12 protein-coding genes are annotated in these 14751 nt (G+C 45.7%); 3 read left to right on the forward strand and 9 right to left on the reverse strand.

Translation table 11 applies throughout. The features are described 5' to 3' along the window. Positions 1-3: 3 nt before the first annotated feature. The 3 genes from FS628_RS32635 to FS628_RS12495 are packed head-to-tail and all read left to right on the forward strand — an operon-like array spanning position 4 to position 1565. The gene (locus tag FS628_RS32635) at positions 4-447 is read left to right on the forward strand and encodes a hypothetical protein (protein ID WP_260871024.1); all 444 of its coding nucleotides are present in this window, start codon (positions 4-6) and stop codon (positions 445-447) included. Further along, entirely contained in the window at positions 396-1235 is an 840-nt protein-coding gene (locus FS628_RS12490) for a hypothetical protein (protein WP_260871025.1), read from the forward strand. Before FS628_RS32635 ends, FS628_RS12490 begins: the two co-directional genes overlap by 52 nt. A 30-nt stretch (positions 1236-1265) precedes the next feature. Then, complete coding sequence (locus tag FS628_RS12495; protein ID WP_145324124.1) at positions 1266-1565, forward strand: metal-sulfur cluster assembly factor; 300 nt, start codon at positions 1266-1268, stop codon at positions 1563-1565. A 265-nt stretch (positions 1566-1830) separates the two neighbouring features. On the opposite strand, the gene FS628_RS12500 is transcribed toward FS628_RS12495, so the two are convergent. From FS628_RS12500 to FS628_RS12540, 9 genes are all read right to left on the reverse strand, one after another. After that, positions 1831-2172: a cupin domain-containing protein gene (locus FS628_RS12500; protein ID WP_145322315.1), complete on the reverse strand. Its 342-nt coding sequence runs from the start codon at positions 2170-2172 to the stop codon at positions 1831-1833. Positions 2173-2315: 143 nt separating this feature from the next. Continuing rightward, complete coding sequence (locus tag FS628_RS12505; RefSeq protein WP_145322316.1) at positions 2316-4274, reverse strand: ABC transporter permease; 1959 nt, start codon at positions 4272-4274, stop codon at positions 2316-2318. Continuing rightward, positions 4249-5019: an ABC transporter ATP-binding protein gene (locus FS628_RS12510; protein WP_017687815.1), complete on the reverse strand. Its 771-nt coding sequence runs from the start codon at positions 5017-5019 to the stop codon at positions 4249-4251. The genes FS628_RS12505 and FS628_RS12510 overlap by 26 nt, the downstream gene beginning before the upstream one ends. A 188-nt stretch (positions 5020-5207) precedes the next feature. Then, complete coding sequence (locus FS628_RS12515; RefSeq protein ID WP_313958597.1) at positions 5208-6179, reverse strand: sensor histidine kinase; 972 nt, start codon at positions 6177-6179, stop codon at positions 5208-5210. Between the two features lie 23 nt (positions 6180-6202). Then, positions 6203-6916, reverse strand: coding sequence for a response regulator transcription factor (locus FS628_RS12520; RefSeq protein ID WP_145322320.1), 714 nt, complete (start codon positions 6914-6916; stop codon positions 6203-6205). A gap of 83 nt (positions 6917-6999) precedes the next feature. Next, positions 7000-7974, reverse strand: a complete 975-nt coding sequence (locus FS628_RS12525; protein WP_145324126.1) for a sugar kinase — start codon at positions 7972-7974, stop codon at positions 7000-7002. 62 nt (positions 7975-8036) lie between these two features. Next, entirely contained in the window at positions 8037-9080 is a 1044-nt protein-coding gene (locus tag FS628_RS12530) for an SPFH domain-containing protein (protein WP_145322322.1), read from the reverse strand. Between the two features lie 199 nt (positions 9081-9279). Beyond that, positions 9280-13647 carry a glycosyl hydrolase 53 family protein gene (locus FS628_RS12535; RefSeq protein ID WP_145322324.1) on the reverse strand — a complete coding sequence of 1456 codons (4368 nt, stop codon included), beginning with the start codon at positions 13645-13647 and terminating at the stop codon, positions 9280-9282. Positions 13648-13903: 256 nt separating this feature from the next. After that, on the reverse strand, positions 13904-14620 hold the full coding sequence (locus FS628_RS12540; protein WP_145322326.1) for a YceI family protein: 717 nt from the start codon (positions 14618-14620) through the stop codon (positions 13904-13906). Positions 14621-14751: the final 131 nt, after the last annotated feature.

Raw genomic sequence — 14751 nt, forward strand, 5'->3', positions numbered from 1 at the left:
GCCATGTCCAGGTTGCCGTTTCTTTTTATCATCACGGGCATCTTTGGATTTGTAATGTATCACGCCTTCTCTCTGCTCTCGCTGACAGGTTGGCTTGGTGATGAACTCAGAGGACCCGAAGGCTGGTTTCATGCCCATCTGTTTGTGCTCGGGTGGGCAACCATGCTGGCCATGGGTGCCGTTTATCAGTTGATACATGTTATTTTGCAATCGAATATCTACAGTCTGGTTCTCGGTTATTGTCATTATTTCTTGTTCAGTATCGGGATCATGGGCATGTTATACGGCTTCATTCGTGCAGATGTCATCTGGATTTCCAGTTCTGCTACACTCGCGCTCTCGGGTATTCTCTTGTTCGGATGGAATATGGCTGTTACCCTCTTCCGTGCCTCACAGTGGAATCCGGTAACAATCAGTGCCGCATGTTCCTGTCTCTATCTCGTTTAACCGGGCTTTCAGGTATGCTGATGGGTCTGAATTTTGCCTTTGGTAATTGGAATGGTCTGCATGAACGCTTATTCGGCGCACATATCTGGATGGGAACACTCGGCTGGTTTGGCATGTTAATTACCGGATTCAGTTACAAAATGCTGCCCATGTTCTACCTGTCCCACGATTATTCCATTCGATTGCAGAAAGTGGTCCTGGTTCTGTGGAATGCAGCTGTAATTACAGGCGTTGTCGCATTTCTCACAGGTATCAAGGGAGGCTTGCTCTGGTTCGCGCTCTTGCTCCTAACTGCAGCCCTACTCTTCTATGTGTATCACTTGGAGCAAATTCAGGAGAAACGTCACAAAAGCAACCCCGGCCCGGGCATTCGCTGGTCTGTCTATGTAAGTCGTGCCTTTGCCGTATATGCTGTCGCCCTACTGATTTATTCCGCGCAAGGAACCGAATTGCTGCTCCATCCACATGTTGTTCTATTGTCTGGATGGGTATATCTAGGAGGTTGGGTGTCTCTCACCATACTTGGCTATGCCTCCAAAATCGTGCCTTTTCTGTGGTGGACCCATAAATATGGCAAGCAGGCAGGCAGACCCGGGACACCGCTAATGGCTGGTATGCTGAGTGAACGGAATGTCAATTGGGGGATGATCGCCATGGTGGCTGGAAGCCTTCTGCTAGTCAGTGGAATTCTGATTAATCTGGCTGAGGTCATGATGGTTGGAGGAACAATCTTATCTCTGGTCTCCATCGTTTATATAGCGAATATTGCTTTGGTATTCAGACGTTAATATTAAAAGTTAGATTGGAGAGTGAACATGATGGAACAAACAACGCATTTACTTGAATGTCTCAAGGAAGTATATGACCCTGAATTAGGTGTCAATATCGTTGACCTTGGTCTGGTGTATGAAGTAAGGGAAGAAGCTGAACGAGTACATGTACGGATGACGCTGACTACACCAGGTTGTCCGCTGCACGATACCATCGTTCGTGCGGTGAAATGGGTTTTACAGGAAAATACGAGCAAGACTGATATTGATGTTCAAGTGGTGTGGGAGCCACAGTGGTCTCCACAGCTGATGTCGAATGAAGCCAAGGAAATGCTGGGATACTTCTAGGCAGAATGACTATAGACCGGATGAATGAACAAGTTGTTGGGGGAATACGAAGAAGCGTACTTAAATCTGATGTTCTCAGACTCAAGTATGCTTTTTGTTTTGCGATGGGAACATACACTTGATATACACCCCGGAGATTGCTAGAAGGACGAATGTTGGAGAAGAGTATTCTTGAATAAAAATAAATAAGGAAACTCCAGAATAGAGTTCCCCTTATATTGGTGCCGATCAGTGAATCATTTTATCGATTGCTTGATATTAGATCTTAGATGTCCTTTGCATACGATGCTGCTGGTACTTTATTTAACACCACGAACAAACGAACCTCCTGATCTCCTGTATTACGGAATGCGAACTCCACTTCACCGCCGCAATGAATTACATCCTCTTGTTTCACCTCTTGTTCTTTTCCATCCAGCATAAGTGTGCCTGTGCCTTCGACCACCAGCAAAATAACGTCTGTGCCCGAATGTTTATGAACGGGAAGCTGTTGTCCTGGCAGAAAATGAAGTACAAAGGTCACTCCACCCCCCTGTTGGAATAAAACACGTTTCGTAAAACGGTCCTCGCTGAATACTTTAACTTCTTGCAATGACGTGATACTCATCATAATCGTCCTCCTCGATAATATAATCTGTGAATGCATTCATCTTATCGCAAAAAAGCCCGCATTTCCTTGATCTGAATCAAGAAATACGGGCAATGAACAGATCATGGTCGGTCCCTTATGATCGTTTGTTTCTAAGATGGTTACACCATCATTTTGCGCAGAGAAGCGATATATCTCGAACGTATAACGAAGAAATAAAACGTCTGTGCAAGTACAAAGGCACCAAATACAGTCAACACCGGCATCGTATAATTGGTAATACCGAATTCAGTAAGAAATGGCTTAACCACAACCAAAGTTTCAATGATAGCTACTCCGATCGGTAAAAAGAACAGAATAGCAATCTGAACGGTGGATGATCGTTTCATCTCCTGGAAACTCAGACCCATTTTCGAAAGAGAATGCACCATTTTTCCATCCGCTTCAAGATCGGTATGCAGTCTGAAATACAAAAAGCTTGCGGAAGAGATCGAGAAGATTAATCCGATAAATATGCCCAGGAAGGTAAATAGTGCTGTACCCTGTCTGTATCTCTCAAAATCTCCGTATCGAGTAGTCAGAAATCCGGAGTAATTATCATCGGAAGCATTATCGCTTCGAATGGTATCTGCGGACGACAGTAGTTGATCGCTAACCATGGCTTCCGAGGAGTGCCGGTCAGGTACAGCATGACCCCAGGCAGGGATCTGATATAAAACTTTGCCAGATAACCTATTTCCTTTGAGCTGTTGTGTGATCTCTGCATACTTCTCATCCGGGAGAACGACTACACCTGTAGAATAGATCAAGGTTGCGAACCGTGGTTCTACATCCGTAGCTGTAACTCTTGCTTGCAATGGGCCATCCTCCAGATTCAGAGTCAATGTGTCTCCTTCCGCATAATTGCGAAACCTGTTTCGATCAATTTGATCCTGATCCTTCTTATTACGGGAATCTACGAATAGTGCTGATTCTGAATCCAATTGAAAAGTCTTTTTCCCTTGGATCGTATTGAAGCCGTTGTAATGACTGAGTCGCATGACCGAGACAGCACTCTGATCCGCATCAGACCAGAAATATTCAATGTAGACTTGCTGATAATCCAAGCCTGCGGCTTCAAGTTTCGAATCAATATAGCTCATATCCATTTGATCCGATGGTGTGTACACGTTGTATTGAATTGGAAAATCGTTGTTTGTAAACTGCTCCCGGTTCTCCTGATCCAGTGACAAAATTACAACTGCACTCATTGAAGCAATCGCAATCACCACGGTCACCATAAACAGCATGCGAGCATTATCCTTCATTTTGTAACTCATCTCTGAGATCCATAACAGACGTGTACCATGCCATACCGTTTTACGATTACGCTTCAACAAACGGATGATGAGCACGGAAAGTTGTGAATAAAAAAAATACGTTCCTGCTATCCCTGTTACTGCTGCAAGCATGATTGTTCCACCATTTAACTCGCTACGGAGTACCACAAAACCTACTGTAAGTAATGCAAAACCCAGAAGGGAGAAGAACCATGAAGCTTTGGGCTCTTTTTTAGGTTTGTTGGTTCCCGTCAAAAGTTCTAACGTCCGTTTGTTTCCGATAAAAACCAATGTGAAGAGTGAAATGCAGAAAAATAATAACAGAAAGGCCCCGATCGTAATCAGAATCGCTTTCACCGGAAAATAAAAGGGCAGATCATCCATCCCGATAAAACGAGTGGTTAACATCAGGAACAGCTTGGACAACAACATACCTCCGCCGATACCGGCAATAATGGACAGGCAGCCGATCAACATATTCTCCAGAATGACCAATCTCCGAATCTGCCTGGGCTCGGCACCAAGTATGGTCAGAATGCCAAACTCTTTATTCCGTGATTTGAGAAAAGCACTGATGGAATACATAACAAAGAAAAAAGCAAACACATACACGATAATCGAAGCGATCTGCATCCCCGTAGCGGTTGTGTCACCCATTGGCAACTCTGCCACATATGGATGATAGATAAATACTGCATAAGCGAAGAATATCATGACCATAAACACACTGCTAAGAAAAAAAGCAATATACGCTCGCCCATTACGGCGAATGTTATTAAACGCGAACTGAGGAAAGCTCATGTGAATTCCCTCCCCAGAAGGATAAAGTATCAATGATCCGCTGGAAGAACGTCTGTCGATTATCTCCGCGGTGTACCTCGGCTGCCAGTTTTCCGTCCTTGATGAACACGATGCGGTTGCAATAACTTGCAGCAAGCGGGTCATGTGTGACCAACATAATGGTCGTTTTCTCCTGCTGGTTAATCTGTTCAAGTGACTCCATGACCGCTTGGGATGACGTAGAATCCAGGGCACCGGTTGGTTCATCCGCCAAAACAATTGAAGGCATATTGATCATGGATCTCGCAATGGCTGTTCGTTGTCGCTGTCCGCCTGAAATTTCGTAGACTCGTTTATCCAGAATGTGGTCAATCCCGAGCTTGGCTGTAATGCGATGTAGTCTGCTCTCCATCTCCTTCAGTTTGACCTTGTCCAGTGTCAATGGAAGTACAATATTCTCAGCAACAGTCAGCGTGTCCAACAGATTGAAATCCTGAAAAACAAATCCGAGTTCCCGACGTCGGAACATGGCAAGTTCTTTCTTTTTCATATCAAACGGATTCATGCCATTAATCAGCACCTTGCCTGAGCTGGGTTCATCAATGGTGGAGACCATGTTTAATAATGTGGTTTTGCCACTACCCGACGGGCCCATAATGCCCACAAACTCACCTTGCTTGATTGTCAGATGAATATCACTAAGGGCTTGAGTCTGCACTTTGCCCTGATATACTTTGTTCAGTCCCGATACCTGTAACATTTCCATACGTAATTCCCTCCTAATCCATCATTCTTTATACGTTAATTCTATTCTTATCCTAAACGACCTCCCATAACGGTGCTATCGAATTACCTTAAACTTCCCTTACAGCCCGTTTAAGGTTCTGTTCCCCTACCTCCTCTATCACAATTCTGTGCATCAAAAAAGCACCTCGCCCATGGGCAAAGCGCTCTTCACTTCGGATATTTCGATTGAACCCAGCTGAATCTGACCAACGTTCCCTCATTCGGCTCCGAAAACAACTCCACACGGTTATCCAGGCGGGCACTGATCTCACGGACCAGATATAATCCCATTCCTGTGGATTCGTGGTATTGCCTGCCCCGTTCGCCTGTAAAATAGGGATTGAACACCCGATGAATATCTTCGGACGAGATGCCGATTCCCTCATCCTGAATGTCCAAGATTGTACGCTCTTCCTGTTTATAGCCAGTAATGATCACTTTTTTACCTGATTTGCTATCGGAATAGTTCACGGCATTGGTCAAGATCTGGGTGAACATGAACCGCAGCCACTTGGAGTCACTATATATCTGAAGATCGCTTTCCATCCGGATATCGGGCGTAATACCTCTGCGAATAAATAAACGTCGGTTTTCCGCTATACTGCTCCGAAGCACCTCATGTAAGGACAACAGCTCCACCCTGAAATCACCTTCGAACTGTTCAAGCCGTGATGAATGCAAGACCATTTCAAGTCCTTTGCGCATCTTATCCAACTCATCCTGAATACTGCCCGCCGTCTCATTGTCCACATCTTCCAGGGTCAGCTGGATAATGGACAAGGGTGTCTTCATCTGATGAACCCAGCGATTCATGAATACCACCTGTTGTTCCTTGCTAGTACGTAATTGACTTATCTCATTCTGCCGATTACGCTCCAGTTCATGTAACAATTCCTGGATGGCTTCCACCACGACCGAATTTCCAAGCGCTTGGAAAGGCTCGTTTACCAGTTTACGTGGTTGTTGAAGCAGGCGATAATACGCTCGCAGCTGGAGGTAACGTATGACCAGATAGACCAACAGCACAACAGTACTGATCAGCATGCCATAGAGGACAATCTTCATCGGGCGGCCCTCACCAGAGAGCCAGTACACACACGGAACCAACAGCATCTGTAACACATAAAATCCGACTAACATCAGGTGGTCTTTCAGGAAAAGTCTCATTTCCCTTTTCCCTGTGCGGTTGAACCCAGATCCAACACACGATAACCCGCTCCGCGAACCGTCTCCAAAATCTCTTCTGCACCCAGCTCCTTCAACTTCCGGCGAACACGTGTAATATAGACATTCAACGTATTATCATCAATAAAATGCTGATCTTCCCACATCTGTTCTAGCAATTTTTCCCGGCTGACAACTCGACCTGCCTTTGCCATTAGTGCTTCCACCAGTATCGCTTCCTTCTGTGTCAGCTCTGTTGAACGTTCCTCATACTCCAGTACGAATCGCTCAGGATAGAGGATCATGGGACCATTCTTCACTGTTACTTCCTGCTGAACAGCAGCGTAAGAACCATAGGCTCGGCGCAACTGACTTCGTACTTTGGCAAGAACGACTTCATATTGAAAAGGTTTCGTAATATAATCATCCGCTCCATGTTCCAACGCCATAATCTGATCCATACCACTATCACGAGCCGATATGAATAAAATGGGACATATGGAATGTGTGCGTATCTGCCTGCACCAGTAGTATCCATCATATTGCGGCAAATTCACATCCATCAGCACAAGGTCGGGATTCACTTCCACAAATTCATCCAGTACATGACGAAAATCATCTGTGACCTGTACCTGGAATCCATTTCGGGTCAGATAAGCCGCCAGCAATCCTGCTAGCTTGGCATCATCTTCAACCAACAATATCGACTGCATCGTTAACCCTCTTTCCGTTTCCTGACGTCAGTGTATCACATCTAGTTACCCATTCTAGTCGGAAACGGCTTGAAAATAAAGGGTCAGACCACGAGACGTCCCCTCTTCTCTGCCAACCCAATGATAGCTTCCACCCCTGAATTAAACTCAAGAAAGTCCTGCTCGACCCCATCGCTGAAAATGACACCATCCTCTGGCATCTGGGATACAATGTGCAATGGTTGCTTCGAATGGATCTGTCCAAACACCAGGTTGGCAGCTGTCGTTCGGCTCGGAAAAGGTTCACGTACTGAAAAATATAAGTACGGCGCATCCCAGTTAAAATGATTCAGCTCCTGCCTGCTTCCATGAATGGATGCCGATGCTGTAGCGACCTCTGCTTCGGAATTCATGTTCTGCCATGCAGCCGATCCTACAATTCCGGTGGCTCCGGCCAGCACACTTTTGAACCAGCCTGTCGATCCCATACCTGTGGATACAATGATACCACTGGAGGATTGTTGTTCTGCGGATGTACCCAAACGCACTTCATAACGTGCCGATACATGCGTCTTCCGTCCAATGAACAGATCATTCACACCATATAGATACTGTCCATCATTGAGTTCCACTTTGGCCAGAGTGACTTCTTTCAATGTTCGTTGCTTTCGAATGACATCAGGAACAATGAAGCTCAGATCCTCCACGGTAAAAGGTAATAACACCCCGTCCCACCGCATCGGGTCCGGATTCACACCGATGAGCGGCTGCTCGGTCACATATTTGAGGGTATTGGCTACAAGTCCATCCTGTCCAACCACGACCACGATATCCTGCTCTCCAAAGATAAAATTGGGGACATGTTCTCGATCAATTGTCTGAACACGTCCCAATTGTCCCAGCTGCTGCTGTGCCTGCTGCACGGATTGTCGATAACGACGGTCTTCCTCCATATAATCACTGAAATCTGCGCCCAGACGTTCAATATAGAACTGCGCTTGCTGCACCGTGTTATATCGAACCACCAGTTCCTCCAGTCGGGTCCGGCGCTTCACCAGAATCAGCTTGTGTTCGGTCATTCGATCGTCCGTTGCAGCCTGCTGACGTACTGATTTTTCTGCCTGCTCTTTTCTTCCCAATCTCATCTGGCTCGACCTCCCTGATCTCTGCCCTGCGCAGGAGACATCAATCCCTGCAACAGATCCGGCGAGATATTAAGCTGTCCAATCTTGCCCGCATTTTCAGCCAGTTCCTGGAACGCGAGTGCGATCAGCTTATCAGAATTCATGCCCATGTTCGCCATCGCTTGCAGTACATTCGGCTGTACATTTTGCAATGAATTCATTACGGCAGCAATCTCATAGGCTTTGGCATCCGCTTCGGCATTGTGATTAGCAATGGTTAACTCAATCAGTTGCTGCTTACGTTCCTCCATCGCTGTATTGAACTGAAGCTGCTCCTGCTCCATCTCGTTTTGTTTCTGTTTCACCGAGCGCTCAGCCTGCAATTGGGTCTCACGAATCTGCTGTTTCTTCGTCTCTACGGCAATTTCGGTGTTCAGTTCGTTCTCTTTCACTCGTCTTTCCTGTTCAATGGAGGCATTGCGACGTACATAGAGCGCTTCATCTGCCTGACGCAAAATCTCTTCCCGCGCTTGTGCTTCCAATGCACGCATCGTCTCTTTATTAGGCAGAATGGCCAGTATCGATAGACTCATCAGCTCAACGCCCAGTTTCTCCAATTCTTCACTTTGCACGACTTCTCGTTTCATGCTGCTCGCCAGACGTTCACTGGATTGAATAGCTTCTTTCAGCGGCATTTGTTCCAGATGTTTCTTAGTCAGTACCTTGGCTGTGGTGATAACCCGTTGATCCAGTTTGCCGGGGTCGTCGGAGATATACCGATTCTTGCGCAAATTGTACGTGTAATTCAGGCTCTGGGTTATTTTCAGGTAATCCACAATGCGATAGCTTAGCTGCCCTTGCACAGTAACCGTCTGATAATCCGCCGTAATCTCTTCGAACATGAACGGTACATCCACCGAGGATACGGGTAGAACCACTACCGATGTGGTCGGCTCATAATAATAGAAGGACAATCCCACACCTTGACGCTGTACCTCACCATTTTTCACCTTCATTACATACTCACTGGGTTGAAATTTCGCGAATCGGAATCCAAACATGGCTCATTCCCCATTTCTCAATATTGTCGTTTTGATATTATCGAAATGATATCAAATGAAATTGATATTGTCAATACGACATTAACAAATTGTTCATATGCCTATTTAGAAAAAGGGACTCCGTCAATATCTCTTTTTTTCGCAAAAAATAAAGAGATCGAATCATATGATCCGATCTCTTTACCTGCTTCATTATTTTCTAATACAACTTTTCCATCAGTCTGGCGACTACAACAGCCCCTTGTGCACGGTTCGCTGTTTCTTTCGGAGCAAACATGCCATCAGGCATGCCGTTTAACAGTCCAAGCTGTTGCATCGAGGCTATAGCTTCTTTTGCATATCCGACGATCTCAGCATTGTCTACAAACACCATATTTCCTTGTACAGAATTGGTCGCATCCTCACGCTGCACAACCTTCAGTGCTCTATTCAGCATAACGGCCATGTCTTCTCGTGAAATACGTTCATTGGCTGCAAAGCTTCCATCTGCTCGGCCTTGAACAATATTCATTTCAATTCCAAGTCGTACTGAATCGGCATACCACTGCCCTTCCTTCACATCCGTTGGGATCGAAATAGATGGATCGGGCTGGCGTGTATCTCCAATACCTTTAATAATCATTTGCAAAAATTGTGCTCTGGTCAGTTCACCTTGCGGGTCAAAACGAGTTGCGCTCATCCCCGTAATAATTCCCTTACCATAGAGGTTCTGCACCTCTTGGATTGCCCAACTATGATTTTGCAGATCATTTAATGGCACTTCAACTTCTGCAATGACATAACTGCCGGATTTCAGAGGTTTGAACACCATGGTTTTAGTCTTGTCATCGTACTTCGAGTACGTAACAGGTTTCATGTCTCCGCTTGGATATATGGAATGTACAACCATAACTACATCATTCTTTTTAGGTTGCTCCACATTGGATAGAGCAACTTCAACCGCTCTGTTTGTCCATTGCAATGGCTTATTGTTCATTAACAAATTCACATCAACAATAGCATGATTACCGATCGCTGCTTTTTGCGATGTAGTCAGTGTATCTGTCGATCCTTTTGCCACTACGATGTCAAACGTTCCAGCAGTCTCTGCAATGGTTAACGGGAGTGATTTCAGAGGAACACGAACGGTAGTCGGTCCTACGACTACATCCAGGGATTGCACTTCCTCGGAACGAACCCATGCTGCCAGTTGACTTGCAGCCAATTGGAATGTGACTTTCTTGGCTGTGTCAGGCACATCTGCAATCAGCTTCAACGTACGATTTCCTTCGTCCATGGATTGTAGTGCCTGAGTTAATTGGGATGCATCTGGACGAATGAAATACTGCTCATCCCCGGCTGTCGTTCCTTTTAACGTGATCGATCCCTTCTCTGGTGCAGTACCCGATCCAACTGGTGGGGTTACATCCGGATTCCCCGGGGTTGGAGCTGTTCCAGGGTTGGAGGGCTGTGATGGTACGCTTGGTTGTGATGGCTGGCCAGGGCCAGGTGTTACATCTTGACGCACAAGCTTACTCACAGCATCTTGTAACGCACGATCCGCATTGCTTACATCTTGCTTTGAAGATTCAACATCCTGAATGAACGCCTTCGCTTCAGAAAGCGCCTTACTGAATACATTCCAGCTTGAAGTGGTGTATTCGGTCTGCTTTAATTTCTCAGCGGCATCTACCGTAGCTTGCAGTGCAGATTTGTCCGCCGGGAACGTACCGTAGGCTTCAAAATCCATAAATCCTACCCATTCTGGACCTTCTGTAATCGTTACAAGAATATAACGCGCTTCTGTATCATCCGAGAACACATGTCTTGGCGCTGTTGAAACGACAACGTCGTTAGTAGTATCGACTACTTTCACAAAATTTTTGTTATCATTAGACACTTCAATCTTGTATTTGATTCCGCCACTCCACATCGACATTTCGATCTTACGGAGGTTAGCAACCTGTCCCAAATCCACTTGCCACCAGCTACCCTTACTCTGGTCTGTTCCCCATGAACTGTTTGGATTGCTGTCAATTGCTCCTTCTGGGGAGTTAGGTTGATTGTCCCCCGTACCTGCACTTGTTGAAGCCGTCGCCGTCTTATCTGTAGTTAATGCTTGCAACTGAACGAGACTCTGATTGGCTTGTTGCAGTGCTTCGTGCGCTTGATTCACCTCAGCTTGTACTGCATTTTGATTATCTCTCACTGTGATTGCATTCTCTAATGCATCTATTAATGTTTGCCAGCTACGATGAGTATACGAAGATTCATTTTGCTGTTGCGTCTCACCGATAAGCAGAGCCAATTTTGTTTTATCTACATCCGATAATCCGCTGATCGCATCCTGCAACCGTTTCTCAGCAGCATCCACTTCAGTCTGGGTTGCTCTAGGATCTGTCATAACCTTATCTGCATTAGCAAGAGCCTTGGAAAAAATATCCCAAGTTAATGCTGACCAATCCGACTCCTTGTATGTCTGAGCATCTGTCAGCTTGGATTGGAGAGCTTCCCGCTTCGCAGGGATCACATTCATTTGCAACATAACTTGTTCGAGCGCAGCTGTTGCAGAATTGGTGTCCGATTGCGTCACTCCAGTTGAAGTATACGCTTGGTTGTAGACATCCTCTGCTGCCTTAATCGCAGGAGCAAGTGAATTCCAACTCGCTTCTTCAAAATCTGGAGCTACCAACCTTTTTGCACGCGTAATTGCAGCCGCCAGATGCTGACGATCCGCAGGTAAATTTTCTAGCCCTCGCTTGTAGACATCCAATGATGGCAAGGCGCGTCCTTCGTAGGAGTATCCACCATTCCCCGGAAATTCATCATAGTCGAACATGGCATGATTCTCCCATGCATCTCCCTCGGAAGCAATCCAGCCTACATCGGCTGCAATCCAGGCGGGCTCCCAATAGAAGAAGCCGGCTCCGCGGTTTTCCGGCACGTCAGCAATCATATCCATTATGCCAGCGATAGCATCATATTGACCTTCTACCGTTGCAGGGAATGTTGCTCCCCCAACATGAAGCGCTTCATCCGATCCAATGATATTACCGTGTGCATCCCCGTTTTTATACGAAAATGGATACGATGTCTCAGCAATGATCACGTCTTTTTCGAACTTGTCAGATACTTCATTCATCGTCTTCTGCACATCGGCAAATGTCCCATGCCAGAACGGATAATAGGATAACCCGATGATATCGTAATCAAGCTCACGACTCTCTAGTTCACTAAAGTAGTCCTTAAACATTTGTGCTTTACCACCCTCAGCCAGATGGATCATAATCTGAACATGCTGGTCTTCTTCTTCGAGGGCACGCACAGCATCAACGCCTCGTTGTAACAATTCATAATTTTCCTGATGGTTTACCCTGCTGTTGAATCCATTCAGCACACCGCTGTTGATTTCATTACCGATCTGAACCATATCAGGCATAGCGTGCGCAGCTTTCATCTCTCTTACAACTTCATACGTATAATCATATACAGCTTGTTTCAACTGTTCAAAAGTATAACTTTCCCAAGCTTTAGGACGAAGCTGCTGTCCCGGATGAGCCCACTCGTCAGAATAATGGAAATCAAGCAGCACTTTCATGCCTTTTGCTTTCACCCGTGCCGCTAGCTCAACTACATCCTCTTTATCGTTATAGCCACCGGATTTCTGTGGGTCATTCCATAGACGAAGGCGCACATAATTGACACCGCGATCCTTGAGGATATCAAGCAAGTCCCTTTCTGTGCCGTTACTATCGAGATACTTCCCTCCATTAGCCTCAATGGCCGTTAACGTGGAAATATCCACTCCTCTGACATAGTCTTCACGATATCCCTCAACCGTAACATTAGCCTCTGGTGGTGATATGGACGCACCATATACTGCACCCGTCACGGTAAAGCTGCCCGCATGTGCGTACTTTGAAGGGTCGATACTGTCCCATTTTACTGGAACCGAACCCGATTTTTCGTTCAGATACTGCGCTCTCACTTCTGCCGGCAGAACAGGAGCTACCCCAGCCAATGTTTTGACCTGAACTGAATCGTATCGGGTAATGTTTGCCGGATCATTGACTACCCCTTCTCCCCAGACCTTAATCTCGGATATCCCGGGCCACCAATTTGCTCCCGCATAGTACGGAATCGTGATCTTCACATACTGGACAGGTGTACTGGTCTGGAATTCTTCACTGGCAACACTCTGTTTTATTTCGTTAGTCGTTTGGTCCACAACAGTCGACCAGTTGTTACCATCATTAGAAACTTCAATCAGATATTTTACAACTTGGTCTTTGTCCTTCCAAGTCAACTCTGCTCCGGAAAGCTCATATGGAGCACCTAGATCTATGGTCAACCAATGAGGATTGCTTTCAGAAGAAGGTGAGCTCGCACTCCAGTGAGTATTCACATCACCATTCACCGCCTTTTCTCTTTGCCCCCCATACAATAGATCTTCCTCACTTACCGTAACCGACTTGTTAAGTGCCACGTTCACTTTCGCATCTTCTGCAGCCGCTGGACGAACCATCAAGCCCAGATCACAGAACAGCATCAGCAATACCAGACACCCGCTTATGTACCTCTTGTTCACTCTTGATCTCCCCCTTTTTGTGTTTGATTGTACATGGATCAATGAATGTTTTTAATCCTCCTCATTGTAAGCGCTTAATAGTGTTGGGTAACACGGCATTATCCAAAGGAAACAGCAGTTATTTTAACAATATGATCCTGTAAAAGTTACATTCGAGCTATAGAATTCACGCTATTTTGCCAGAAAAACAAAAAAATCTGTTCGTCTACCCTAAGGCAGAACAGAACAGATTTATAGATATATAATCGTTGTACACTTATTTGGTGAGTTTCAATTCAAGCTGTACCTGGATATCATTTTCTGTCGAGAGCACAACGGAGTGCGGGTTTTCCATTCCGAAATCTTCGAACGTTACCATTGATGTTGCCGACAACAACACTTCGTTATTCTCATAAGCGGCTTTTGCATCAAAAGTCACTTCTTTTTCAATACCTCTAACCGTAATGGTACCATTCATTTTAATATCAACCGTTTGACCGACAGGCCATTCCGCAGGTACACCTTCAAATGAAGTCGCTGTAAATGTTGCCTGTGGATATGTGGCAATATCGAAGAAGTCGGCTTGCTTCACGTGACCATCACGCTGTCCATTTCCGGAATCAATCCCGTCCATCTCGATCTGTCCTTCAGCTTTCATCTGAGAAGCATCGTCTACATTAATTGTCCAATTGCCTGTTACCTGCTCGTCCACAAAGTTAACGGTCTCCTGCGATGTGGTTACGGAGAAGTATACTTTGGAACCTTCGCTGATGCTCCAGTCTCCATTCAATTGCTCTGCTCCCGCAGTTTCATTCGCTACAACCGCTCCTGTGCTATCTACTGCTGTTGTGGAAGTCGCTGTGCTGGCAGGAAGGACCTGCTCAATCTCAACGTTGTTCCCCAAGTAACTATTGGTGAGATAGTAACCACCGCCACCGATTACGACAACCGCCGCCACACCTGTAATAAGCCATGCTTTTGCTTTCTTGTTCATCTGTATGTTTCCTCCAGTATATTATGGTTTAGATTGCTTGTTGATATGGATCATATCAACCGAATGTGTCAGGAAGAAGTCAAGATACGACAAGTTCCTGATTTTTCTAAACCCGAATACAGGATTGGCTT

Source organism: Paenibacillus xylanexedens, from assembly GCF_007676705.1.
Taxonomy (GTDB): domain Bacteria; phylum Bacillota; class Bacilli; order Paenibacillales; family Paenibacillaceae; genus Paenibacillus; species Paenibacillus xylanexedens_C.

What these genes read in the sequence shown, in the direction of transcription:
- FS628_RS32635 (WP_260871024.1), top strand. Translation starts at nt 4, where the DNA reads ATGTCCAGGTTGCCGTTTCTTTTTATCATCACGGGCATCTTTGGATTT.
- FS628_RS12495 (WP_145324124.1), top strand. Translation starts at nt 1,266, where the DNA reads ATGGAACAAACAACGCATTTACTTGAATGTCTCAAGGAAGTATATGAC.
- FS628_RS12500 (WP_145322315.1), bottom strand. Translation starts at nt 2,172, where the DNA reads ATGAGTATCACGTCATTGCAAGAAGTTAAAGTATTCAGCGAGGACCGT.
- FS628_RS12505 (WP_145322316.1), bottom strand. Translation starts at nt 4,274, where the DNA reads ATGAGCTTTCCTCAGTTCGCGTTTAATAACATTCGCCGTAATGGGCGA.
- FS628_RS12510 (WP_017687815.1), bottom strand. Translation starts at nt 5,019, where the DNA reads ATGGAAATGTTACAGGTATCGGGACTGAACAAAGTATATCAGGGCAAA.
- FS628_RS12515 (WP_313958597.1), bottom strand. Translation starts at nt 6,179, where the DNA reads ATGTTAGTCGGATTTTATGTGTTACAGATGCTGTTGGTTCCGTGTGTG.
- FS628_RS12520 (WP_145322320.1), bottom strand. Translation starts at nt 6,916, where the DNA reads ATGCAGTCGATATTGTTGGTTGAAGATGATGCCAAGCTAGCAGGATTG.
- FS628_RS12525 (WP_145324126.1), bottom strand. Translation starts at nt 7,974, where the DNA reads ATGACCGAACACAAGCTGATTCTGGTGAAGCGCCGGACCCGACTGGAG.
- FS628_RS12530 (WP_145322322.1), bottom strand. Translation starts at nt 9,080, where the DNA reads ATGTTTGGATTCCGATTCGCGAAATTTCAACCCAGTGAGTATGTAATG.
- FS628_RS12540 (WP_145322326.1), bottom strand. Translation starts at nt 14,620, where the DNA reads ATGAACAAGAAAGCAAAAGCATGGCTTATTACAGGTGTGGCGGCGGTT.